This window comes from Gordonia sp. CPCC 206044 (genome assembly GCF_048537895.1).
Classification (GTDB): Bacteria; Actinomycetota; Actinomycetes; order Mycobacteriales; family Mycobacteriaceae; genus Gordonia.
Genome location: NZ_JBCLVL010000001.1, coordinates 312368 through 335411, shown reverse-complemented (window position 1 = coordinate 335411; position 23044 = coordinate 312368). Strand labels below are relative to the sequence as shown.

General features: G+C 65.4%; 23 protein-coding genes and 1 riboswitch. Of the genes, 14 read left to right on the top strand and 9 right to left on the bottom strand.

The features are described 5' to 3' along the window. The first annotated feature begins 27 nt into the window (after positions 1-27). Positions 28-798 (top strand): SDR family NAD(P)-dependent oxidoreductase, encoded by a 771-nt coding sequence (locus AAFP35_RS01495; protein WP_419219745.1) that lies wholly within the window; start codon positions 28-30, stop codon positions 796-798. 56 nt (positions 799-854) lie between these two features. After that, entirely contained in the window at positions 855-2426 is a 1572-nt protein-coding gene (locus tag AAFP35_RS01490) for an ABC transporter substrate-binding protein (RefSeq protein WP_419219743.1), read from the top strand. Positions 2427-2648: 222 nt separating this feature from the next. Here AAFP35_RS01490 and AAFP35_RS01485 read toward each other — a convergent pair whose 3' ends face one another. From AAFP35_RS01485 to AAFP35_RS01470, 4 genes are all read right to left on the bottom strand, one after another. Beyond that, entirely contained in the window at positions 2649-3770 is a 1122-nt protein-coding gene (locus AAFP35_RS01485; RefSeq protein ID WP_419219954.1) for a glutamate--cysteine ligase, read from the bottom strand. Between the two features lie 39 nt (positions 3771-3809). Continuing rightward, a complete protein-coding gene (gene sodC / locus AAFP35_RS01480) occupies positions 3810-4496 on the bottom strand; it encodes a superoxide dismutase[Cu-Zn] (protein WP_419219742.1) in 687 nt (228 codons plus the stop codon). Positions 4497-4552: 56 nt separating this feature from the next. Continuing rightward, positions 4553-5041 (bottom strand): LytR C-terminal domain-containing protein, encoded by a 489-nt coding sequence (locus AAFP35_RS01475; protein WP_419219741.1) that lies wholly within the window; start codon positions 5039-5041, stop codon positions 4553-4555. Between the two features lie 70 nt (positions 5042-5111). Continuing rightward, positions 5112-5474: a DUF3263 domain-containing protein gene (locus AAFP35_RS01470; RefSeq protein ID WP_419219740.1), complete on the bottom strand. Its 363-nt coding sequence runs from the start codon at positions 5472-5474 to the stop codon at positions 5112-5114. Positions 5475-5638: 164 nt separating this feature from the next. Here AAFP35_RS01470 and AAFP35_RS01465 point away from each other — a divergent pair, with 164 nt between their 5' ends. From AAFP35_RS01465 to AAFP35_RS01445, 5 genes are read left to right on the top strand one after another with little or no spacing between them, the layout of a single operon-like run. Next, on the top strand, positions 5639-6244 hold the full coding sequence (locus AAFP35_RS01465) for a peptide deformylase (RefSeq protein ID WP_419219739.1): 606 nt from the start codon (positions 5639-5641) through the stop codon (positions 6242-6244). Positions 6245-6262: 18 nt separating this feature from the next. Further along, positions 6263-7219, top strand: a complete 957-nt coding sequence (locus AAFP35_RS01460) for an N-acetylglutamate synthase, CG3035 family (protein WP_419219738.1) — start codon at positions 6263-6265, stop codon at positions 7217-7219. Beyond that, positions 7216-7716 carry a ribonuclease domain-containing protein gene (locus tag AAFP35_RS01455; protein ID WP_419219953.1) on the top strand — a complete coding sequence of 167 codons (501 nt, stop codon included), beginning with the start codon at positions 7216-7218 and terminating at the stop codon, positions 7714-7716. Before AAFP35_RS01460 ends, AAFP35_RS01455 begins: the two co-directional genes overlap by 4 nt. Beyond that, positions 7713-8228 (top strand): barstar family protein, encoded by a 516-nt coding sequence (locus tag AAFP35_RS01450; RefSeq protein ID WP_419219737.1) that lies wholly within the window; start codon positions 7713-7715, stop codon positions 8226-8228. The genes AAFP35_RS01455 and AAFP35_RS01450 overlap by 4 nt, the downstream gene beginning before the upstream one ends. Position 8229: 1 nt before the next feature. Continuing rightward, entirely contained in the window at positions 8230-9015 is a 786-nt protein-coding gene (locus AAFP35_RS01445; protein ID WP_419219736.1) for an exodeoxyribonuclease III, read from the top strand. Here the strand turns inward: AAFP35_RS01445 and AAFP35_RS01440 are convergent. Together AAFP35_RS01440 and AAFP35_RS01435 are read right to left on the bottom strand one after the other, a co-directional pair. Beyond that, a complete protein-coding gene (locus AAFP35_RS01440; protein WP_419219735.1) occupies positions 9012-9773 on the bottom strand; it encodes a siderophore-interacting protein in 762 nt (253 codons plus the stop codon). The two genes, AAFP35_RS01445 and AAFP35_RS01440, sit on opposite strands and share 4 nt — an antisense overlap. Before the next feature lie 83 nt (positions 9774-9856). Further along, positions 9857-10204 carry a GNAT family N-acetyltransferase gene (locus tag AAFP35_RS01435; protein ID WP_419219734.1) on the bottom strand — a complete coding sequence of 116 codons (348 nt, stop codon included), beginning with the start codon at positions 10202-10204 and terminating at the stop codon, positions 9857-9859. Between the two features lie 250 nt (positions 10205-10454). Then, positions 10455-10569: riboswitch (TPP riboswitch) on the top strand. Between AAFP35_RS01435 and thiC the strand changes: the two genes are divergently transcribed. Both thiC and thiD read left to right on the top strand, forming a co-directional pair. After that, complete coding sequence (thiC, locus tag AAFP35_RS01430; protein WP_419219733.1) at positions 10561-12213, top strand: phosphomethylpyrimidine synthase ThiC; 1653 nt, start codon at positions 10561-10563, stop codon at positions 12211-12213. (Overlaps the previous riboswitch by 9 nt.) Continuing rightward, positions 12210-13073, top strand: coding sequence for a bifunctional hydroxymethylpyrimidine kinase/phosphomethylpyrimidine kinase (thiD, locus tag AAFP35_RS01425; RefSeq protein WP_419219732.1), 864 nt, complete (start codon positions 12210-12212; stop codon positions 13071-13073). The genes thiC and thiD overlap by 4 nt, the downstream gene beginning before the upstream one ends. Before the next feature lie 539 nt (positions 13074-13612). On the opposite strand, the gene AAFP35_RS01420 is transcribed toward thiD, so the two are convergent. Then, the gene (locus AAFP35_RS01420) at positions 13613-14869 is read right to left on the bottom strand and encodes a DUF222 domain-containing protein (protein WP_419219731.1); all 1257 of its coding nucleotides are present in this window, start codon (positions 14867-14869) and stop codon (positions 13613-13615) included. Positions 14870-15282: 413 nt separating this feature from the next. On the opposite strand from AAFP35_RS01420, the gene AAFP35_RS01415 reads away from it, so the two are divergent. Both AAFP35_RS01415 and AAFP35_RS01410 read left to right on the top strand, forming a co-directional pair. Continuing rightward, positions 15283-16260 carry an ABC transporter substrate-binding protein gene (locus AAFP35_RS01415; protein ID WP_419219730.1) on the top strand — a complete coding sequence of 326 codons (978 nt, stop codon included), beginning with the start codon at positions 15283-15285 and terminating at the stop codon, positions 16258-16260. 38 nt (positions 16261-16298) lie between these two features. Further along, positions 16299-17660 (top strand): SagB family peptide dehydrogenase, encoded by a 1362-nt coding sequence (locus AAFP35_RS01410; RefSeq protein WP_419219729.1) that lies wholly within the window; start codon positions 16299-16301, stop codon positions 17658-17660. A 1078-nt stretch (positions 17661-18738) separates the two neighbouring features. Here the strand turns inward: AAFP35_RS01410 and AAFP35_RS01405 are convergent. After that, positions 18739-19359: a hypothetical protein gene (locus AAFP35_RS01405; RefSeq protein ID WP_419219728.1), complete on the bottom strand. Its 621-nt coding sequence runs from the start codon at positions 19357-19359 to the stop codon at positions 18739-18741. A 186-nt stretch (positions 19360-19545) separates the two neighbouring features. Between AAFP35_RS01405 and AAFP35_RS01400 the strand changes: the two genes are divergently transcribed. From AAFP35_RS01400 to AAFP35_RS01390, 3 genes are all read left to right on the top strand, one after another. Continuing rightward, positions 19546-19899, top strand: a complete 354-nt coding sequence (locus AAFP35_RS01400) for a hypothetical protein (RefSeq protein WP_419219727.1) — start codon at positions 19546-19548, stop codon at positions 19897-19899. Positions 19900-20201: 302 nt separating this feature from the next. Continuing rightward, positions 20202-20762 (top strand): hypothetical protein, encoded by a 561-nt coding sequence (locus tag AAFP35_RS01395; RefSeq protein WP_419219726.1) that lies wholly within the window; start codon positions 20202-20204, stop codon positions 20760-20762. A gap of 144 nt (positions 20763-20906) precedes the next feature. Next, positions 20907-21536 (top strand): hypothetical protein, encoded by a 630-nt coding sequence (locus tag AAFP35_RS01390; RefSeq protein WP_419219725.1) that lies wholly within the window; start codon positions 20907-20909, stop codon positions 21534-21536. Positions 21537-21814: 278 nt separating this feature from the next. Here AAFP35_RS01390 and AAFP35_RS01385 read toward each other — a convergent pair whose 3' ends face one another. Continuing rightward, a complete protein-coding gene (locus tag AAFP35_RS01385) occupies positions 21815-22393 on the bottom strand; it encodes a hypothetical protein (RefSeq protein WP_419219723.1) in 579 nt (192 codons plus the stop codon). Positions 22394-23044 lie beyond the last annotated feature (651 nt).

Genomic DNA, 23044 nt, shown 5'->3' with positions numbered 1-23044 from the left:
TTCGCGCAGCATGGAGGAGGAAAGCCCATGGTGGGCAGGCTGGAGGGGAAGGTCGCGGTGGTGACCGGAGGTGCCAGCGGCATCGGTGCGGCGACCGCAGAACGGTTTCTGCGGGAGGGTGCTCGGGTGGTGATCGCCGACATCGACGACGACCTCGGCACGACGGTGGCCGACGAGCTCGGAACGGATGCGACGTTCGTGCACACCGACGTCACCGACCAGGACGACTGGGATCGGCTGCTGGCGACGGCGACCGAGCGGTTCGCACCGCTGGACGTGCTGGTGAACAACGCCGGCGGCGGGCGCGGTGTCGGCGACATCGTCGACGAGGTCTATGAGGGGCACCACTCGATCCTCGAACTGAACGTCTCGTCGGTGTGGATGGGCACACGCACCGCGCTGCCCATCATGGGAGACAACGGTGGTGGCTCGATCGTCAACATCTCCTCGATCGACGGCCTGGTGGGCGTGGCAGGGATGACCTCGTACGTCGCCTCGAAGTTCGCCGTCACCGGGCTCACCAAAACCGTTGCGTTCGAAGGTGGTCCGGTCGGCGTCCGGGTGAACTCGGTCCATCCTGGCTTCATCGAGACCCCGATGATGCTCAAGGCCACCGGGACCGTACGACACCGGCTCGAATCCGCGATGGCCCGACAACCGATCGCCCGGTTCGGCAGGCCCGACGACGTCGCCAACGCGGTCTTGTACTTCGCCTCCGACGAGAGTTCCTACTGCACAGGGACTTCTCTCGTCATCGACGGCGGTCAGCTCGCCGGCCCGCATCGGGAGCCGATGTGACCACCGGGCGTCGGCGCACCCCGGTTTCCCCCACCCAACCCATCGAAAGGTCGACGATGACTCGACGCAGATCCCTGATCGGGGCGGCACTGGCCGCGGTGTGCTCGGCTGCCCTGCTGGTGACAGCCTGCGGTGCACCCACCACCGGCCGAAGCGCATCCGAGGACATGGGCCCGCCAGTGTCGGGCGGCAGGGCGAATCTCATCCAGGTGACCGAGCCCCGCAGCCTGGATCCGGCAGCGCTCGGCAATGTCTGGGCCACCCAGCCGGCGTTGGGTAATGCGCTCTACGGCACGCTCATGATCAACAACGCCGATACCGGCGAGATCGAATACAAGATGGCCGAGGACTTCTCGACCGCCGACGGTGGCGCCACCTACATCCTGAGATTGCGTCCGGGGCTGCGCTATACCGATGACACACCGCTCGACGCCGCGGCGGTCAAGTACAACTGGGACCGCATGAAGGACCCGAAGCTCGGTGCCGGGGCTAGCAAGGTGAGTCCTCAGATCGCCCAGACCACCGTCCTCACACCCACCACGTTGCGGGTGTCGATGATCGCGCCGAATCAGCATTTCGCCCAGGCGGTGGTGACGAGCACGCTGAACTGGACGGCATCCCCGAGCGCCCTGGAGAAGGGCCGCGCGGCATTCGACGCGGCTCCCGTCGGGGCCGGTCCGTTCACGCTGGCGAGCTGGACGCGCCAGGACAAGATGGAACTCGTGAAGAACCAGGACTACTGGGATGCACCGAAACCCTATCTGGACGGCGTGACCTTCCGCTTCGTCCCGGACACGGCCCAACGGTTCAACGCAGTACTCAGTGGTGCCGCCGACCTCGCGTCGGAAACCAACTCCGCCAACGTCGCGAAGGCAAAGGATGCCGGGTTGACCTCGGCGATGTCGACCACCGGTGGTGGCTACTACCTGGCGATGAACAACCGTCGCGCACCGTTCGACGACCCGCGGGCCCGCAAGGCCATCTCGCTTGCGCTGGACCTCGACACGATCAACACGATCGTCAACAACGCGGCAGGCACCGTTCCGCGAACCCTGTTCACCGAGTCGTCGCCCTTCTACAGCGACATCACACTGGCCGAGAACAACCGAGACGAGGCGCGAGCCCTGTTCGACGAGTTGGCCCGCGAGGGCAAACGCGTCGCGTTCGCCTACACGTCGTTCTCGACCACGGAGAGCAAGCTGACCGGTGAGGCGATACAGGCGCAGCTCAGCGATTACGACAACGTCGAGGTCAGGATCGACGCCCTCGATTCGAGCGCGATCAACTCCGTCGTCGCGAAACGTGACTTCGACATGGTGGTCACCACCGCCAACGTGCTCGATCCAGATACCGAGCTGTGGGCCGGTTTTCACTCCTCGTCCAAGGGAAACATGACCGGTGTCCACGACACAGAACTCGACGCCGCGCTCGACGCGGGGCGTGTCGGCGCGACGGTCGAGGAGCGCAAGTCGGCATACGACACCGTGCAGCGTGAACTCGCCGAGCAGGTCCCCGGCCTCTTCTACGTCCGCTCCGCCCCGTCGGTGATCGCCGGCGCCGACGTGGGTGGTGTCAAACTGTACGGCCTCGGTTCGCCCCTACCCGAGGAGATCTGGTTGACCAACTGACCGGGCCGACCGCCGACAGCAACCGAATTCTCGCCGACAGCAACAACCCTCCGCCGCCTCCGATCCCTCATCGTCGAAGCGACGGTTGCTGTCGGCGTGAAATCGGTTGCTGTCGCCGTGGATGAGGTTGCTGTCGGCGTGGACGGGGTTGCTGTCGGCGTGAAATCGGTTGCTGTCGGCGAGGATGAGGGTGCTGTCGGCGTGTGGGAGGCGCGGTCGGCGTCAGTCGAGCTCGGCCACCACCGAGCTGACCACGGCACGCATGTCGGCGGTCTCCCGAAGCACCGCACGCTGCCGTTGATAGCTGGCCCCGTCGCCGACGATGTCGGCGACACGGGAGAGTTCGGTGGCGCAGTTCAGTTCGCGCGCAATCGGTTCCAGCGTGACCAGCAGGTCGGCGAGATCGTCGGTGACCAATCGCTCGTTACAGCGGGCGTCCTGGATGATGATGGCGTCCAGTCCGTATCGCGCCGCACGCCACTTGTTCTCCTGCACCAGCCACGGGGCCATCACGGGGAGGGTCTCCCCCGCCGACCAGCGTCGGTCGAGGTGGACGACGAGGCAATGGATCAACGCGACCAGCGCCGAAAGTTCGGTGAGGTTCGTCATGCCGTCGCACACCCGGACCTCGATGGTGCCCAGATGTGGCGACGGCCTGATGTCCCAACGGATCTCGTTGAGATGGTCGATGATGCCGGTGGTCTTCTGGTCGGCGACGAACGCCTCGAACTGCGGCCAGGTCTCGAACTGGAACGGTAGCCCGGCCGTCGGCAACTGTTGGAACATCATCGCCCGGTTGCTGGCGTAGCCGGTGTCCTGGCCCGACCACATCGGCGAGGATGCCGACAGCGCCAACAGGTGCGGATACCAATTCAGCAGCGAACTGAGGATCGGCAACACCTTGTCGCGGTGGCTGATCCCGACGTGCACGTGCACGCCCCAGATCAGCATCTGTCGGCCCCACCACTGGGTGCGCTCGATCAGTTCGGCGTAACGGTGCCCCTCGGTGAGCAACTGCGTCGACCACTCGGCGAACGGGTGCGTCCCGGCACCGTAGAGATCGACACCGAGCTCCTCGGTGAGCCCGCGGACGATGTGCAGTGTCCCGGTGAGATCGGCGATCGCCTCGGGTACGTCCCGGCACACGCCGGTCACCAACTCCACGGTGTTGCGAAGCAACTCCTTGTGGATCTGCCCCCGATGCTCGGGAGCGCGTTCGGACACGAGAGCGAACAGGTCGGCCGCCGAGTTCGACAGGTCACCGGAACCCTTGTCCGTCAGAGCGAATTCCCATTCGACTCCGAGGGACGGGGTCGGCGAACCGTCGAATTCGATCGGGTCGATCATGACCGCGGACCTACCGCCTGCGGATCGGGGTCGACGTCACTCGCCGGTTTCGATGACCCCGCAGGCGACTCGGCTGCCGGCGTCGCCGGTGCTCATCGTCTGCTGGTCGGGAGCCGGGGCGTAACGGGTCGGGATGTTGGCGAAGTTGTCGGCCTTCTCGTGGATGATGATCGACTTGCCGACGATCTGACCGAGATTCACGGCATCGGTCGTGGTGACGGTCTCACCGGTCCCGTCCTTCAAGATGTTGATCGACACCAGGTCGCCACTCGAGGGATGTCCGGAGTGACCCGCGACCTGCAGGTGCCCGCCCGCACTCTGGAACGGTTCGCTACCGCTGCCCTGGCAGACACCGTTCTGATGCATGTGCATGCCGTGGAATCCCGCCGAGAGCCCGCTGTCGGCGTTCACCCGCACATCGACCTTGACCGACGAACCGCTGGGCGTGAACGTCGCCGTGCCGACCGCCTTGCCGGATGCGTTCTCCAGCGACGCGGTCGCCTCCCCCTCGGGAGAGGCCGGGACGTTGTCGGCGTCGTCGACGTCGCCGGGAGGGGCCTGGTTGCCGGTGACCACGGACGGGGTCGTTCCGGGCGTGTCGCTGACCGGCTCGTCCGGGGTGCACGCGGCCAGCGCCGCACCGGCGATGCCGGCGGCGGCGAGCACGGCCAGGGTGCGTCGGGTACGCGCGGCGGTCGCGCTGCGTGATGTCGAACTGGTCATGTCACTCCTTGTGATCTTCAGCGGGCCGTGATCGGTGAGGTTCGGGCGGGACCGGGTCATTGTGTGACCACGATGACCGGGATGCCGTCGGAACAGTCGGTGAACGAGGACGGGCGCGACTCGACACTGGGGTTGCCGCCGAGTGACTGCGCGACATCCTCGGCCTCCGACTTCTGTCCCTCGTCGTAGAAGATGGTGTTCTCGGTGATCGAGCTGGTCGACAGATTGCCGGGCTCGTCCATCTCGTAGCCCTTCGCCTTCAGCTCGTCGCTGACCTCTCCGGCCAGGCCCGAGACCGATCCGGCATTGAAGACACAGAGCTTGGACTTCGTCGCAGACGAGCCGGCAGACGCCGAAGCACCGCTCATCGTCGTGGTCGTGACCTGCGTCTGCGTGGGCTGCGCAGCCTGGAGATCCTTCTCCGGATCGTCCCCACTGGTGGCCGCCGAGTGCCAGCCGAGACCGATGAAGACGATGGCGACGGCCAGCAGGAGCATGGCCCCGGCCCGTAGCGGAAGTCGACTCGGTTCGCGATCAGGATTCATCACGTGAACCTTAACTCACGTCGGGCCGTGGGCCCGGCGCGGTTGCCGTGGCATCACCGGTCGTCTGGCGTCAGGTGATCTCGAAGCCGAGACGCCGCGCGGCGCGGGCCTTCTGCCGCGATGCCCGTAGACGCCGCAGCCGCTTGACCAGCATCGGATCGACGGCCAACGCCTCGGGCCGATCGACGAGCGCGTTGAGCACCTGGTAGTAGCGGGTCGCGGACAGACCGAAGAGTTCCTTGATGGCCTCTTCCTTGGCACCGGCATATTTCCACCACTGCCGCTCGAACGACAGGATGTCGTGCTCACGACGGGACAACCCGTCGGGCCCGACCTCGTGCGGGTCGGTCGGGTTCGTGGTCGGCTCGGTGGAAACGTCCTTGGGTGTGGGTTGATCGCCCTGCTTCTGGCTTCGCGCAGCTGCGCCGTCCATCTCGCTCCCTCAAGATCGCCTCGTGCACACCAATCACACTGCTGAGAATTCGAATGACAGCACTGTGGTTCGGTGATCATCTAACCACGATCCCCGGGCCGAATCGTGGTGTGACTCGCCAGGACTGCGGAGCGCGTCGGAGACCGCTCGGTAATCTGTCCCGCATGGCAATTCTCCCGATCTGCATCATCGGCGAACCGGTCTTGCACCATGTGACCGAGCTCGTCGAGCTCGACGCCGAGCGCAAGCCCGCTCCCGAGTTCGTGACGCTGCTCGACGACATGTTCGCGACCATGGACGCCGCCAACGGTGTGGGCCTCGCGGCCAATCAGGTCGGGGTGAGCAAGCGCATGTTCGTCTACGACTGCCCCGACGAGACGCGCCAGAGCGCACGCCGCCGCGGTGAGGTGATCAACCCGGTGCTGGAGACCTCGGAGATCCCCGAGACCATGCCCGATCCGGACGACGATGACGAGGGTTGCCTGTCGGTGCCCGGCTATCAGTTCCCCACCGGACGCGCGGACTGGGCGCGCGTCACCGGCGTCGACCGCAACGGCGACGAGGTCGTTGTCGAGGGCACGGGATTCTTCGCCCGGATGCTGCAGCACGAGGTCGGGCACCTGGACGGCTTCCTGTATGTCGATGTCCTGATCGGCCGCAACGCCCGGGCCGCGAAGAAAACGGTCAAGCGCGAGGGATGGGGTGTACCGGGTCTGACCTGGCTGCCCGGCGCGGTCACCGATCCCTTCGGGCACGACGACGAGGACTGACCCGATCGGGGTGAGCACGTGACTGATCCGTTCCCGGGCGACCGCGTGGTGGTCCGCTACCGTCTCGCCGACGACGCCCCCACGGACTGGCGGGCGACGGCCAACCCCGCGACCCGTGGTCCGTCGCTGTCCGACATCACCGGCAAGCTGCGTGACGACGGCGACCCGCTGCGGATCGAACGCGACGGCACCGTCGAGGCGGTGCCTCGATCGGCGGTGACCTCGATTCGGGTGCTGTCGAACACCGCGGTGCGCAATTCGGCCATCCGCGACCTCGAGCGAGCCGCGGCACTGGCCTGGCCGGGCACCGACTCGGAGTGGATCGACGGCTGGTTCGCACGTGCCGGCGGAGGCTTCACCCGACGGGCCAACTCGGCCATCCCCGTGGAGTTCGGCGCACGGGCCGACGTCACGACGCTCGCCGCGATTCGCACCTGGTACCGCGACCGCGACCTCCCGGCAACCCTCGCGCTGCCGGATCGGCTGCTGCGGGCCGGGATTGTCGACGCGCGTCCGGTCAGCGGTGAGATCCAGATCCTCGCCCGCGACGTCACGGGCCTCGACACCACCGAGCATTCGTCGGTGCACCTCGCGGATTCCCCCACGCCGGAATGGCTGCGGGCCTACCGGGGCCCCGAGATCGACGTGCACACGGCCGCCGGTGTCGTTGGCGCGTCGCGAGGTCCCGTCGCGGTCGCCTCCGTGGGCGCCGAACCCCGCGCGATCGGCCGGGCGTCGGTCACCTCGGCAGACGACGGCACCCGATGGCTGGGCCTGACCGCACTGTGGACCGACCCGACGTCCCGACGCGGCGGACTCGCAGGCTCGGTGGTGTCCACGCTGGTCGGCTGGGGCGTCGCGCACGGCGCCGAACGGGTCTACGTACAGGTCGAGGCCGACAACCGCATCGCCGGGACCTGGTATCGCGCTCTCGGTTTCGGCCTGCACCACACGTCCCGCTACGTCGAGATCTGACATCCGGCGATAGGGTGGGCCTCGTGGCGACGACCAGCGCGGCAGGTAGGCGACGGCAAGTGATCATGTCGGTGGCCGGCCTCGTGGTCATCGCCGTCGTCGCGGTCGTGACCTGGGTCGTCGGAGGTGGTTCCGACGACTCCGCGACGAACAGCGGATCGTCCTCGGCCGCAACGTCGATCGCCCGTGACGCCGGATCATCCACCGTGCCCGACCACGTACTGCGCACGCTTGCGTTCATCGACGCAGGCGACTGGCCCGAGGCCGCAGATGCCCCGGGTACGCAAGGTGGCGCCACCTTCCGGAACAACGAGCGCATGTTGCCGGTGACCACCGCCGCGGGCAGCCGGATCGCCTATCGCGAGTGGGACGTGAACGCCAAGGAACGCGGGCGGTCGCGCGACGCCGAACGGATCGTCACCGGCAACGACGGCACCGCCTGGTACACCGACGACCACTACCGTTCCTTCGTACAGATCCGAGGACCGAGCCGATGAGCAGACCCGTCACCCCTATCCCGTTGGCGCAGTTCCTGTCCGCGGCGCGGCGACACGGCCCGGTCGCCGGCATCGTCGCAGACGAACAGGCACCCGATCTACCCGCCCGTGTTCGGGTGCGGACCGTCGACGCCGTCGAGATGCCCACCGTCGCCGACCTGTTCGACGAGTTCGCCAGGGCTTGGGACTTTCCCGCCCACTTCGGCCACAACAAAGATGCGTTCGACGACTGCATGCGTGATCTGGGCGGCGCCGCCGACGACGACACGGTCGGCTTCGTGACGGTGATCGCGAACGCGCCCCGCCTGTTGCGCGAGGAGCCCGACGAACTCGGCTGGTTCGCCGAGTCCCTCACCTTCTACCGGGACCACTACCGCGACATCGCGACCGCGCCGACCGGATTCGCGGCGCTGCTGTTGACACCTGTCCCCCTGACCCATCTGATCGAGGAGCGGTGGCGTGATGCGGGGTCGCCGGTGGCCGAGATCGAGTACCCGGAAGACGTTGCCTGACATGCGCATCGCCACGTGGAACGTGAATTCCATCCGCGCCCGGTCGGAGTTCGTGGTGGGCTGGATGGAACGCAACGAGATCGACGTGCTGGCGATGCAGGAAACGAAATGCCGCGACGACGAGTTCCCGGTGATGAGCTTTCTCGCCTCCGGATATGACGTCGCCCATCTGGGGAACGGCGGTTTCAACGGGGTGGCCATCGCCTCGCGGATCGGCCTCGACGAGGTCCAGTACGGTTTCGAACACCAGCCCACCTTCGACAGCGCGGGGGCAGGGCCCGTGATGGAGGCTCGGGCCATCTCGGCTCTGTGTGACGGCATCCGGGTGTGGTCCCTGTACGTACCCAACGGCCGCGAGCTCGACGACCCGCACTATCGATACAAACTCGACTGGCTCGCGGCGCTGCGCGACATCGGCGCACTGTGGCTCGCCCACGACCCGGCAGCACAGGTCGTGCTGGCCGCCGACTGGAACGTGATCCCCACCGACGACGACGTCTGGGATCCCGCATTGTTCGCGGGCAAGACCCATGTCTCCGAAGCCGAACGGGCTGCGCTCGCAGCGATCGTCGATGCCGGATTCCGCGATTCCGCCTTGCCGTACACCGATTCCTACACCTTCTGGGACTACCAGCAGTTACGGTTCGCCCGCAACGAGGGCGTGCGCATCGACTTCATGCTGAGTTCCCCGGCTTTCGACGATCGGGTCCGCGCCGCATTCGTCGACCGCGAAGCACGAAAACCCAAGGGCGCCAGCGATCACGCGCCTGTCGTCGTCGAGTTCTAGGACGGGCCGATGTTCGGCTGCCAGTATGCCTGGGCTTTGACACCCTTCTTGCCGAGCCCGTAATCGTTGCGGAACGCGTCAGCGACGGCCCGTGTGCTCTTCGTGTCCAGGGCAACCCAACCGAAGTGCCCGGCCGCGGCGAAGGCACCCGCCTTGACCGCATCGACCATGGCTGCGCCGTCTCGCTCACGACGGACCCAGTTGATGACATCCTGATCTCGCAGCCGCAGGGGGAGCGTCTTGTCCGAGTCGTGCACGTACTCGAACCAGATCGTCACGGGCGCCGACGGATTCGATGATGCCGAGATCGCGTCGAGCAGCGAGTTGATCGCGGGCAGGGCAGCTGGATCGCCTGCGATGAGCCAGCCCATCGGCGCGGGATCGGGGATGGCGAACTTGGAACCGAGGAAGGACGCACCGATCGTGTCACCCGGGCGGGCCTGCTGCGCCCATCGGGTGGCGGCCCCCTCGTGGATCGCGAATTCCACACTGAAGGAATCGGTTCCACGGTCCGGGTCGACCAGCGTGTAGCCGCGCTGGTGCAGCTTGCCGTCGGCGTTCTCGAACCAGATTCGTATCCACATGGTCGGATGCAGCGGGCGATCGGTGAGCAGGCCCCCACCGGTGAAACCGAGCCTGATGTACTCGTCGGTGACGCGCTCGTTGCTGGTCACGGTGAGCTCGTAGTCGTCGGCCCCGAAGAGCTTCATGATGACGCCCTGCACGCCGCGCGACCGACTCTTCGTGGATTCCGCCATCGAGCGACCCCTCCCGTCACACACGCGTCCCTGCCGCGCAGTTGTCAGGCTAGCCTACGCTAACCAGACCTCGCGTCGACAGTTCAGGCGGGGGCGACCGGGACCAGTCCGGGATGCGCATCGAGGTAGGTCTTGGTGAACGAACACACCGGCCGCAGGCGAGCACCCTGCTGCCGCACGTACTCGATCGCACCGCGCATCAACCGGGTGCCGAGACCATGTCCCGTGTACTCGTCGTAGAGCACGGTGTGCAGGATGGTCACCGTCTTCTGCCCGTCCTCGACCTCGGTGGTGTAGCCGAGCACGCCGACCAGGTCGCCTGCCACCCACAGTTCGAAACGGTCGCGGACGGGGTTGTGGACGACCTGCGCGATCTGCTGCAGGATGGCCTGCGCGGACTGCGGTGGCCGTTGGCGATGTTTCCGGTGCACGATCCCCTCCAGGCTGCAGCGTCGGACGCCCGGTGCCAGGACTCCCCTTCCGAGCAACGAGCGCGGGATCGTGTGTGATCCCGGTCACACACTACCCTACGCTGCCGTAACTGCGTGGCAGCACGACAGACCTGTGGAAAACGATCCGGCCACGAAAAGGCGGCGACGAAAACACACCGGTGCGTCGGTGGTCACGCGCGCGGATTCCGCGTAGTGTCGCGGATGGTCCGGCAGCCCCGGGCCGAACGACAATTCCACACGCGGGGGCTCCCACGATCACCGGGGGCTGAGATGGCGACAGGCGGTCGTCGACCGCCTGAACCTGTCCGGGTAATGCCGGCGTAGGGAGCCACATCATGGGAACAGCTGTATCTGCATCTGCCGTCACCACGGGTCCGATCCAAGGCAGCGACAAGCACTACCTCGACGTCGACCACCTCCGGGTGCCCCAGCGGCGCATCTCGTTGACCAACGGTGACCACCTGGACGTCTACGACACGTCCGGGCCTTACACCGACTCCTCGGCGACGATCGACGTGGAGCGAGGACTGGCGCCGACACGCGATTCCTGGCGTCGACCCGACCCGATCGGGCCCGCCGCCACCCAGTTGGCCTGGGCGCGAGCCGGGATCGTCACCGACGAGATGCGCTTCATCGCCGCCCGCGAGGGCGTCGACGTCGAGTTGGTCCGAGACGAAGTCGCCACCGGCCGCGCGGTGATCCCGGCCAATCACCGTCACCCCGAATCCGAACCGATGATCATCGGTAAGGCCTTCGCGGTGAAGGTCAATGCCAACATCGGCAATTCGGCGGTCACGAGCTCGATCGCCGAGGAGGTCGAGAAGATGGTGTGGGCCACCCGGTGGGGCGCCGACACCATCATGGACCTGTCCACGGGCAAGGACATCCACACGACCCGCGAGTGGATTCTGCGCAATTCCCCGGTTCCGGTCGGCACCGTACCCATCTATCAGGCGCTGGAGAAGGTCAACGGCGATCCCACGGCCCTGACGTGGGAGATCTACCGCGACACCGTGATCGAGCAGGCAGAGCAGGGCGTCGACTACATGACCGTGCACGCAGGAGTGCTGTTGCGCTATGTCCCGCTGACGGCGCGCCGGGTCACCGGCATCGTCTCTCGAGGCGGTTCCATCATGGCCGCCTGGTGTCTGGCACATCATCAGGAGTCGTTCCTGTACACACACTTCGACGAATTGTGCGAGATCTTCGCCCGCTACGACATCACCTTCTCCCTCGGCGACGGCCTGCGTCCCGGGTCGATCGCCGACGCGAACGACGAGGCACAGTTCGCCGAGCTGCGCACCCTCGGCGAACTGACCAGGATCGCGAAATCCCATGGCGTTCAGGTGATGATCGAAGGTCCCGGCCACGTCCCGATGCACAAGATCGCAGAGAACGTGCGACTCGAGGAGGAACTCTGCGAGGAGGCACCCTTCTACACCTTGGGACCGCTGGCGACCGACATCGCACCCGCCTATGACCACATCACCTCGGCGATCGGTGCCGCGATGATCGCGCAGGCCGGTACCGCGATGCTCTGCTACGTCACGCCGAAGGAGCATCTGGGACTGCCGAACCGCGACGACGTGAAGGTCGGCGTGATCACGTACAAGATCGCCGCCCATTCCGCCGACCTGGCCAAGGCCCATCCGCGCGCCCAGGAGCGAGACGACGCACTCTCCAAGGCGCGCTTCGAGTTCCGATGGACCGACCAGTTCAATCTGGCACTCGACCCGGATACCGCGCGCGAGTACCACGACGAGACGATGCCCGCCGAGCCCGCCAAGACCGCACACTTCTGCTCGATGTGCGGCCCCAAGTTCTGCTCCATGCGGATCTCCGCGGACGTCCGGACCTATGCCGAGGAGAACGGCCTGGTGACCGCCGAGGACATCGATCGCAAGCTCGCCGAGGAGATGGCCGCGAAGTCCGCCGAGTTCGTCGAACACGGCAACCGCGTCTATCTGCCCTTGGACGCGACCACATGACCGATCACCTCGGATTACCCACCGCCGCACCGGGTGTCGCCCCGACCAGGGTCATGACCATCGCGGGATCGGATTCCGGTGGCGGCGCGGGTATCCAAGCCGATCTACGAACCTTTGCGCTGCTGGGTCTGCACGGACTGGTGGCGGTGACCGCGGTGACCGTGCAGAACTCGGTGGGCGTCCAGGGTTTTCAGGAGATCGACCCCGAGACCGTGGCCGCCCAGATGCGCAGCGTCGTCACCGACATCGGGACCGGGGCCGCCAAGACCGGCATGCTGGCATCGGCGCCGATCATCGACGCGGTGGCAGCGACGTGTGCCGAACTCGGCATCGGTCGAGACACCGCGACGCCACTGGTCGTCGACCCGGTGTGTGCATCCATGCACGGTGACCAGTTGCTCGCCGACAGCGCCCTCGACACGTTGCGGTCGGCGCTGATCCCCCGCGCCACCGTGGTGACGCCGAATCTCGACGAGGTCCGCCTGATCACCGGGATCGACGTGGTTGACGCGGCCACCCAACGGCAGGCGGCGCATGCCCTGCTCGATCTCGGGGCCCAGTGGGCACTCGTCAAGGGCGGGCATCTGCGGTCCAACGACGAGAGTCCCGATCTGCTGTTCGACGGCACGGACTTCCACGAGTTCTCGCACGCCCGGATCGACACCCCACACGACCACGGCGCCGGCGACACCCTCGCTGCCGCCACCGCGTGCGCGCTGGCCCACGGACGGTCGGTCCCGGATGCGATCGGCTTCGCCAAGCGATGGGTCACGCGTGGACTACAGGCGGCCTATCCGCTCGGCGCCGGGCACGGCCCGGTCAATCCGCTGTGGCGGGTGGGCGGCGGATCGCCTGACTGACGGACCAGAGTGACCAACCCCACACTCAGCGATCTCTAAGCCGACGATTCCTACTGTCGGCAGCGCGAATCGGACTGTCGTCGATGCAGGTGAACACCCTGACGATCGATCGTCGTCGCCGCGATGTCACGAACGGCATAGGTGACACCGACATGCACAGAGATCGACCAGAGGGGGACACATGCGTGCCGAGTTCGACCACCACCTGCGGGTAGCCCACTTGCGAGCGTCACGAAAGAGGCCACCGCCGGGTGCCCGCCGGTTCACTGCTCGGCGGGCACCCGAACGGGGTTTCCCATTTCACACTGTGGAGTTGTCAAGGGTCGTGCACAACCCGGGTTGTCCCGGGTCGCTGGTTTAGGCTTGGTGAAAGTCCTGGTGGGTCAGTCTGTTTCGATGGCCATGAATATGGCGATGTCGGGAGGGTGATCTCGATACGCTCGCTCGGCTTGCGCCTCGCGGGCTACTCGATCGGCGGTGGGTGGGTGTCAAGGGCGCGGATTGGATGCCGAACGCATCCCTGATGGCGGTGACCGGTGTCAGGCGGCGAGGGTCATGGTGCGCCGGTTATACGCCGGTAGCGGGGTGCGTGTGGGATCGACCTCGACCGGTGGAATCAACCACGGGTGTCGGTCAGCGCCCATGATGATCTCCCACCCGGACGCGTGGATTTGCGCGTGGCAGGCCGTGCACAACAGGCAGCCGTTGTCGATGACGGTGGCGCCTCCGTGTGACCAGTAGATGATGTGATGGCACTGCGTATATCCGGCGGCGGCTCCGCATTTCACACAGCATTGGTCACGCACGATGAGTGCTTTGCGTTGTTGGGAGGTGAACAGGCGTGGCCCGTTGCTCACGCCGAGGGGTGCGCCGTGTTCGTCGAGGTCGAATATGGTGACGGTCGAATCACACGCCACCAGATGGGCGGTTGTTTGGGAGACCGGTCCCAACCATTCCAGGGTTGCCCGATCGGGGTGGTCGGCGGGCACGGTCAGATTCACCTGTGTTTTCGGGGCGACCACCATGTCGGCGTCACCTGTTCTGGTGGCTTTGGCCGCGGCATCCAGGATCATCTCCAACGCATCGGCGCGACGTTGCCCGGCCGACCGGGCGTCCTCGGACCCGTCGGGTTCTGGCCGCTTGCGGGACAGGGATTCGACCGCGGACACGAACTTCTCCCCGGTGACGATGTCAAGGTTGGCGAACACCTCCAACCGGCCATCGGCGGCCACGGTCGTGGAGACCTCGTTGATCGAGCGGTCTTCGGCCGCCGGCACCCCACCCTCATCCTCGGCGATCTGATTGCCTCGCGCGCGTGCCGCCGCCAGTACTTCGCGTGGGGTGGCGCCGGAGAATGCTTGGGCGATCAACGCCAGTTCGTGTTCGATCACCGACCCAGCCGATAGTGGTTCGGGTGCCCGTTGGTCGATATGGGCCATCCCGCGGACCAACGCGTCGACGTGTTCGCCGGAGAACACCCCGTCCGCAGAATACGCGGCCACCCGTTCCAACCGGCCGAGAGCCGTCCCGATGCGTAGCCACCGGTCGGCGACAGCCGGAGCAGCCCCCATCTCGATCAACAGGCTCCGCGTTTTCCCGCCAGAGCGCTGCGCCAACCCTAGACGATCAAGACCAGCCGCGTGCACGGCCAGCTGATGATCGACCAGGTTACGCACGTCCATCAATGTCTTCGTGGTCTCGAAGACCTGGCGACCAGACGCATCAGCGTCGATCGTCACCTCACGCAGCAACGGAATCAGAGTGTCCAACGGCATGACTCGATTGTAGTCGAACATGCGTTCGCCGGGAAGAGTTCATCCACAGGTATTCGACTGGGCTGCAACGCATTTCGCCACAACAGACGTCGCCTGAATGTCATTATACCGACGGCCTCTGACAGTCTTGGAGTGGTGAGTAGTGTTGTTGCACAGGGGTATTGACAACGTGAGTTCCGCCCGCGTTCGACCACCGCACCCTGGCACGATCTGGGTGCCTGCGTCGTCTCGATACAGATCCTCGGGTGGCGCCTCGGTGCCTACTCGACCAGCGGTGCGGGTGCGCCCGTGTGTGCGGTGGCGACAAGCGTCAGCGCACCGACCGCGAAGGCACCGAGCAGCAGACTTCCGCGGCACATCCGAGAGCTGACACACGCGACTCTCCGTTCAAACCGGAGACCGACGACAACTGAGCTTAGGCTAGGCTGAGCCCCATGGCACGGAGGTATCGAGGGCTCGGCATGCTCGTCGCGGTGTTGGCACTGTCGATCGGCGTGGTGACCGGGTGTAGTTCCCCTGACGAGTCGACCGACGGCGGCGCCCCCATCCAGGTGAACACCCCCAAGGGGGCGGTGACCATCAACGGGGTACCCAAGCGGATCGTCACATTGGGCGCCCAGTGGATCGACGTCTCGCTCGCGTTCGGCGTGACCCCGGTCGCCTACCTCGACAACATCCAGGTACTCACCGGCAGCCCGGCCCCGTGGTCGCGCGACAAGCTCAAGGGCTCCACCGCGCTGTCCACCGACGACATCGTGTCGCAGATCGCGAAGGCGAAACCCGATCTGATCCTCGCGACCGGGTACATGGCCGAAGGCCAGCAGGCCATGTACGACAGCGTGTCGAAGCTCGCGCCGACGATCCCCGGCATCACCGGCAAGCAGATCGATCCCTGGCAAGACATGGTGACCTTCATGGGCACGGTCCTGCGTCAGCCGGACAAGGCCAAGGAGATCACCGACGGCGTCAACGCCAAGATCGACGCCACCAAGACCGAACTGCCCGGCCTCGACGGCAAGACCTACACGATGGCGTACATGTACTCGGGCGATCAGATCCAGGTGCTCGCCGACCCGGAGGACGGCGCCAACAGTCTGTTCACCTCCCTGGGCATGAGCATCGCACCGGATCTCGTCAACCAGTTCCGCGCGAATCATCAACCGCGCTTCCCTGTTTCGACAGAGAACGTGCCCTTACTCAATTCGGACTTGTTGGTCATAACGGCCAACACCGACCAGTTGATGTCGACACTGCAGAAGTTGCCCGGCTACCAGGCGTTGCGGTCGGTGAAGAGTGGCGCGGTCAGTCGGATGTCGGTCGCCGAGATCGGCGGGTTGAACGAGCCGACACCGCTGTCGATCCCGTACCTGCTCGACAAGATGCATCCGGCGCTGCAGAAGGCCGCGGCCTGAGCACCCCGCCTGAACCTGCACTGCGATCGGAATCCTCGGTGAGCACGTCACAGACCTCCTATGCCCTGTCCCCGGGCGCCCGATGCCTGATCGGTGGCGGCGGTGTCGCCGTGTTGCTACCGGCCAAGCAACGTCTCGACGGACTCTCCCCGGCACAGGTCGATGTGCTCCGCAGACTCAACGCCGGTCCGGTTTCCTTCGTCGAGACGATCGACTCCGAAACGCAGGCGCTGCTGCACACTCTCGTCGACGCCGGCGTCGTCTCGATCACCGTGTCGCTCGACGGGCGCGACCTGTACACGTTGCGTCCCTTCCGTCGACCGCCTGCGGCCCGGCCCGATCCCGACACCGGCCCGGTGGAGATCTCGCGGTTCACCATCGTCCGCAAGCACGGTGACGATGTGGTCGCCGAACACCCCCGATCCTGGTCGGACATCGTCGTCCACGATCCCGCGGTTCTCGGTGTCGTCACGGGTCTCGGTGCGGCACACGTCGATGCGCTACCGACCTGGGTCGTCGAGCGTCTGCACGCGGATCTCTACTGGACCGGACATGCCATCTCGCCGGGCGCCGAACGCAGCGATTTCGCCACGCGCAGTTGGAGTCCGCACGAACTGTGGTTCCACCGTCGGACCACCGTCGGCGACCGGGCGGCAGCATTCGCCGACTTCGGTCCCACACGATGGGCCGACGGCGAGTTCGAACCGTTGCCGGCACGCCGCGACACGGTTGCCGGCGAGGTGATCGCGCTGCCCGCCCCCGATCTCGACGAGCTGCAACGCGACGATCTGCCCCTGGTGACGGTTGTCGAGGCGCGCACGTCGGTACGCGATTTCGATGACGCCGACCCGATGTCGATCGCACAGCTCGGCGAACTGCTGTACCGCTGTGGCCGTACCCGCAGCGTGCGTACCGTGGATGCGAATCGTGCGGTGCCCGAAGAACTCCCGTCGCGGCCGTACCCGTCGGGCGGGTCTCTCTACGAGCTCGAGATCTACCCGGTGATCCGCAACGTCGAGGGCGTTGCGCCCGGCATGTACCACTACGATTCCTACGACCATGCCCTACGGCTGGTCGCCCCCTACGACGATCCGGCGGTCCAACGTCTGATCGCCCCTGCCTCCCTGACGCTCGCCGACGGGCAACGCCCCCAGGTGATGTTGGCCATCGCGGCTCGCGTCGGGCGGATCATGTGGACCTATGAGCAGATGCCGTACGCCGTCATCCTCAAGCATGTCGGCGTGTTGACCCAGACGCTCTATCTCACCGCAACCGCCATGGGACTCGGCGGTGTCGCCCAGGGATACGGCGACACCGCGGCCTTCGCCGAGGCGACCGGAGCCGACGAATTGGTCGAGGCCAACGTGGGCACCTTCGTCGTGGGCACGCCGCGGGAATAGCGGCTCTGGCCGCACTCGGTGTGCGGTGCGTGGCCGCCGATGATCACCAGATAGAGCCAAAGCTGTTGCGCCACGACATGTCCCAGCGGCTGCTGTCGTCGTTGACCATATAGCGGACCGCCCCGCAGCCGTCGACGGTCGCGACTGAAAGTCGCTCTCCCGGACAGTGGTGGACAGCCGGGAAGCGTTCGTGTCGTAGTCAAGTTTGGGGTTCACTGGCCTTCCTGCAGGCCGCATCAGATCGGGCCAGGGCCGCTGAGTGGCTTCGAGCGCTGGGTTCGGATGCCCTCGGCGGTCTGCGCTGCACCTCACCTGCAAGCGAACATGGCACGGTTGGTGCGACAATGGCCGTTCAGATGATATGAGTGGAGGTTGACGATGCGACAACGTCCTACCAATGAGATCCCCGAGAATGCCGGCATATCTGGGGTGCTGAACCGCTCGCCTGAACTCGTTCTTGCGTTGACAGCCACCTGGGTCTACTCGTCGGAGGTGCGATTCGAAATCGAGGTCTTCAAGCGTGTCTCCACAGTGACTCTGGGAACCTATGGTTTCGGGCGGCCTGAATCTGGGGCTCAGACAAGTGCTCCGTTCCTACTGGGTTTCGAGTGGTCCGATGGAACTGTCTCGTCGAACCTGCCTATGACCGACCTTCACGGGGGCCTTCGCAACGGCGGGGGCGGCGGGGGAACCCAGCACGCGCGGGTCACCCTACTGCTTGATCATCTGCCACCGACTGGGCAGTTCTCTGTGGTCTCGGCCTGGCCATTCTTCGACCTTGCAGAACACCAGGTGACCTTTGATGCGACGGCCATCCGTGACGCTGCCAGTCGTGTCGAGAAGCTTTGGGAGCCAATCCCGCCGACTCCCATCGGTCTCGACGATCCGAGACCGCACGTGGATTCGACCCTGGTGGCTCCGCAAGACGGTTGGTTCGGTCGACAGTTTCAGACGGCTGAGCAATCCTCGACAGATGCAGCGGGCGCGAAGCAGCAGGAATCTCGGCATTTTCGTGTCTCGCCGCCCCCCGCGTAGCGAGGGTTGAAGCACCCTCATTCTGTGCGGCTCTCATTCACTGTCAACGGTCCGAAGGTGCGTCGGTCAACGCTCGGCGGTTTGGCCATTGCAGGGCAGCGGCCACGAGAAACATCCCCGCGAGCGTGGCGACCAGTGGCGCCGCCACTCCGGTCAACGGGGTGAAAGCCGCAGCCACTGCCGCGCACAAGATGCAGGACGCAGCAGCTGATCGCTGGTTGACGCGATGGACGCACATCAGAACCAGAACCGCTGCGGCACAACATATGACACCGACCAGGATGAGCTGGCGACCATACGCTGCGCTAACACCGGCGATGCCCATCGCCGTCACCGCCAACCCAAGTGCTATCGCCACGACCGCCGCGCACCAGGTGAGGCGAGTACCGACGACGTTTCGCTGGGTCTGACCGCCGAGGCCAGCCCATAACCGGACCGTAGCGACCACCAAGACAATGGTCACACCTACGACCAGCGCGGCAATCGGCAAGGCATAGCCGACACCATCGGGACACACCCACGAAGTCTGTCCGTCAATGCTGGTCGCCTCGCAACCGAGGTGCATCGACTCGGACAAGACTGACAGCGGCCACGCTGCCACAGCGGAGATCACCACCGCGCTCATGAAGCTGAGCACGATGACTCCGAGAAGGCGTGTCATCATGGGCTGCCCTCTCTGCCGCTTGACGTCTGGAGCAACGTCGCACCGGTCACCAGTCTGCGCCTTTCTACGAGGTCACATCTCGCCTGTGGCGGCGACCCACTTGACCCACGGGGCCTGGTGGTTTGCGCCCCAAGTCTGGGGCAGTCTCACCTGACCCTGTGTGTGGCCTCACCGTAAGCTGAATCGATGGCCGCCACCTCCACCACCACGCGTGCAGGAAAGGTCCAGGTTGTCACTGCCGCGATCGTCGGCTTCGTCGTCGGGATAGTCATCGTGGTCCCGCTCGCCCATCAGATACGGAGTTGGCTGGGATTGCCGGAACCCACCGCGGTACCCCTGGACGGGCCGGTGGACAGACCGTTCATCGCCACCTACTGGGTTCCGTGGCTGCTGGCGTGGGCCGTGCTACTCGTTCCCGGGATCGCGTTCATGCTCCCGGTACGCTCCCGCCTGGCGGGCTGGGCATACTCGCTCGCGGTTGGAGCAACGGCCGGAGCGATCGCACTACTCGGGGCGTGGCTCGATTGGGGCCTGGGATAGGCCTTGTCGATCAGGCACTGGATCTCGCGTCCTTGGCGGAGTTGCAGCTGGCGGTCAAGACGTTCGCACGAGAGCATCTTGACTCAACCTGGAGAGCGCATACTCGTGGCGTGCGTCGATTTTGTGCCGATGTGTCGCCCGCGGACTGAATCACAAAGCGAGAATCATGAACGTCCTTGCGCTCGTTGGACCGTCAGCCTCAGGAGGGTGTACCGCGACCATGAATGGGTGGGCCTGTTCCGACGCATCGGGCCACAGCCTGCTGGCCTCGTCACCAAAGTGATCCGACGCTGGAGAACGCGATGCATGTGCCGGTGACCCTGGCCAGCTGGATGATCGGCGACGGTGCGGTGGCTTTTCCAGCCGACGGCGACCGGGTCGATATTGTCCTTGGGTTTGCCCCAGCACAAGGCAACGATCTGCCAGAGATGTGCATCACCGCCGCCGCCGAGGTGGTGCTGCTCGGCGGTGGCGGGATAACAACGCCGCATCCGGCGCTCGTGCATTTCTCAACCTTCACTGCGGTTGCCCATAACGCAACGTCGCTTAACGCAACGTCGCTGCACCAGGGCGAGTCGACACTGTACGGCCGGTTGCACGTGGACTACGAGATGACGGCTGCCACTGTCCCCCGCGTGCTGGGGACAGTGTTGCGGCGCAGATTGATCACCGAAGTACGAGCACCTCGAGCACACCGGCAGCCGCCTTCCTATGAACTCAGCGACATCAATACACGACGAACAAAATTCGCCGATTCGGCTCTGGCCGCGGTCGGCGAACGCGACACGGGACAGCGCGGCCCGCAACCACAGGAGACCTGGCGTCGCGATACTGGACTCCTCCTGGACGTTGAGATCGAGTAACCCACTCCGACCGGCATCGCCGGGTCCACGTACGGGCAATTGCCCGGCGCGAGGCTATGACACCGCTTGGAAACGTCAATCCCGGACGTCTCGTGCGGGCCCACAACACGGCCAGCTTCCGTCGGCTTGTGGGATGGTGATGTCGTGACGGTGGAACGGTGCCGCGACACGTCGGCCGCGTCCTGGCTGCTCAGTCAACAACGTGAATGGTACGACCTGACTGCCCGTGGCCCACTCGGCTACGAGCGGTATGCGCGTCTGCGCTTTATCCCTGACCCCGCCTTCGACGGTCAGCGCGAGAGTCACGCTGAGGTCCCAGACGAGATTGCCGCCGGTCCCAGCGAACTCTGGCAGCTCGCGGTCGCCGTCTCACACCTCGCGCGGCACACCACGACGCCTGACGACTGCTACTTCCTCATCTGGGACGGATGGCCTTCCGGGTGGCCCTATGTTCAGTACGAGAAGCTAGGTGACCGCGACCTCAACATTCAAGATGAGCAGTTAGGCGTGGTTCGCAGCTACTACTTTTTCAACGGTGAAGCCGACCTATTCGCGTGGGAAGACGCCAGTAACGTCCTGGCATCGCCGACTCGGCTGCTCCCCGATCCCGCGTTCACCTGGCCCGCTGATCGTGCCTGGTGCATCACTGATGACATCGACCCCCATTTCGCCACCATCGGCGCCAGCCACCCCGCCATCACCGATCTGCTCAATGACTCCCGCATCGACATAGTTGAAGACGATCCAGAAAGCTATCCACCGAGGTACACGTGATCCTTCACGAGTCGGGAATGTCTCCGCCGATGAATCGATCCACTGCGGCCACTCGGGACTGCCCCAGCTTCAATCGTCTCGAAAAATCGCACCCTGCCTTCGTGCAGAGAAGCCAACTTCTCGGCACTACGCCTTCGGAGTCTGCGAGAAGCGCCAGCGTGGACCGACAGCGCCGTGACAATCCGTGCGGCACAAGTCGGCTGGGTCCGGCCCCTCGGGCGGTTGGTGCTGCGATCAGGCACCGAGGACGTCCGACAACACGCCGAAGCTCGCAACGGTCAGGCGGTGTAAAACGGAAAGTCAGTCGACCGGTCAGCAGCGACGACATCAACGTCGCGCTGCGCAAGCAGAGCATCGATCACATGCCTGGCCGCGCCGATGCCTGCCCAATGTGGATCGGTGTCGCAGGCGATGCACCAGGCATGGTCGGCGGGCCAAATGAATGCCGCCGGCTCGTTGGCCAGCACGGCCTCAGACCGACCCCAGTCACCGACATCGGCGAGTGCCCCGCAGAACAAGTGGTACTTGCGATTGGGGATGGACATGCGTCCCACGCGGGGCAGCTCACGAACCGTGCCATACCCGTCCCACATCGCGAAGTAACAATCATCGGGGGTTGTGGTTTCCCCGGCCAGCACGGCACACAGCTGCGCCAGGACAGCCGTGTCCGACACACCAGGACGGCATGGGCGGGCATCACTCAGTTTCTGGCCAGCGTACTCGGGGTCCGAGGCGAACCGGAGTCTCGCGTACGCATCGAAACCAGGTGGCCCGTACAGTGCCAGGACATTCCAGGACTCACCACTGCGGGTGATCCATTCCGCAGGGGTCACGTCGTCACAGAGCACAAGGGCCACCTAAACAGTGCACCACACCGGCGGCCCTGAAACTCACTCGCCGTTTATGTCGGATCGAGCGTCGACGTGCCAGCGCATCGCCGGTTTTCGGTCGGTGGAGAAACCTCGCATCGCTAGGGTCAAGGGCATGTCGCGTGTGTCAGGCGAGCGTCCAGATAATCGGTGGACTGCGCCAGTTAACGAACTCCCGGCGCTGCCTATCGGGTTCCCGGAGCATTGGACAGAGGCGCTCCGTTCCGTCTCGCACGACCTCCTCGTCCTACAATCCGGTGGACATGTCGATGTTGGTGATCTGGTGTGGGACTTGGAACTATCGGGCGGTGATTCGGTAGCAATCGGGTTTCACAGTTCTACCAACAGAATTGGCGGCTTCCTTGTCAGCCAGGGGTACACGGCCAATGCCCCAAGTGCTCAGTGCACTGTGTGGACAGCGCAGGCCGTTCAAGACTTCCTCGCTGGATACGAGTACACCCTGTGGCCATCAACCGGCAGCGCGCCCTATCGCCCTGTGATTCATGACAGCCAAGCCGTTTGGTGGGACTCAGGCACTGACGCTGCTGCCGCGCGGATCGGCGACTTGAGGTGAGACGGGCAACAGCATCCACCGTTTAACGAGACAGACGCTGGCCCCGCCCCAGATCTCGACACGCA

Excerpts from the sequence above, each read along its gene's own strand:
- AAFP35_RS01420 (WP_419219731.1), bottom strand. The coding sequence starts at position 14,869 with ATGTTCGACTACAATCGAGTCATGCCGTTGGACACTCTGATTCCGTTG.
- sodC (WP_419219742.1), bottom strand. The coding sequence starts at position 4,496 with ATGACCAGTTCGACATCACGCAGCGCGACCGCCGCGCGTACCCGACGC.
- AAFP35_RS01475 (WP_419219741.1), bottom strand. The coding sequence starts at position 5,041 with ATGAATCCTGATCGCGAACCGAGTCGACTTCCGCTACGGGCCGGGGCC.
- AAFP35_RS01440 (WP_419219735.1), bottom strand. The coding sequence starts at position 9,773 with ATGGCGGAATCCACGAAGAGTCGGTCGCGCGGCGTGCAGGGCGTCATC.
- AAFP35_RS01470 (WP_419219740.1), bottom strand. The coding sequence starts at position 5,474 with ATGGACGGCGCAGCTGCGCGAAGCCAGAAGCAGGGCGATCAACCCACA.
- AAFP35_RS01405 (WP_419219728.1), bottom strand. The coding sequence starts at position 19,359 with ATGATGACACGCCTTCTCGGAGTCATCGTGCTCAGCTTCATGAGCGCG.
- AAFP35_RS01490 (WP_419219743.1), top strand. The coding sequence starts at position 855 with ATGACTCGACGCAGATCCCTGATCGGGGCGGCACTGGCCGCGGTGTGC.
- AAFP35_RS01400 (WP_419219727.1), top strand. The coding sequence starts at position 19,546 with ATGGCCGCCACCTCCACCACCACGCGTGCAGGAAAGGTCCAGGTTGTC.
- AAFP35_RS01465 (WP_419219739.1), top strand. The coding sequence starts at position 5,639 with ATGGCAATTCTCCCGATCTGCATCATCGGCGAACCGGTCTTGCACCAT.
- thiC (WP_419219733.1), top strand. The coding sequence starts at position 10,561 with ATGGGAACAGCTGTATCTGCATCTGCCGTCACCACGGGTCCGATCCAA.
- AAFP35_RS01445 (WP_419219736.1), top strand. The coding sequence starts at position 8,230 with ATGCGCATCGCCACGTGGAACGTGAATTCCATCCGCGCCCGGTCGGAG.
- AAFP35_RS01450 (WP_419219737.1), top strand. The coding sequence starts at position 7,713 with ATGAGCAGACCCGTCACCCCTATCCCGTTGGCGCAGTTCCTGTCCGCG.
- AAFP35_RS01395 (WP_419219726.1), top strand. The coding sequence starts at position 20,202 with ATGCATGTGCCGGTGACCCTGGCCAGCTGGATGATCGGCGACGGTGCG.
- thiD (WP_419219732.1), top strand. The coding sequence starts at position 12,210 with ATGACCGATCACCTCGGATTACCCACCGCCGCACCGGGTGTCGCCCCG.
- AAFP35_RS01495 (WP_419219745.1), top strand. The coding sequence starts at position 28 with ATGGTGGGCAGGCTGGAGGGGAAGGTCGCGGTGGTGACCGGAGGTGCC.
- AAFP35_RS01415 (WP_419219730.1), top strand. The coding sequence starts at position 15,283 with ATGGCACGGAGGTATCGAGGGCTCGGCATGCTCGTCGCGGTGTTGGCA.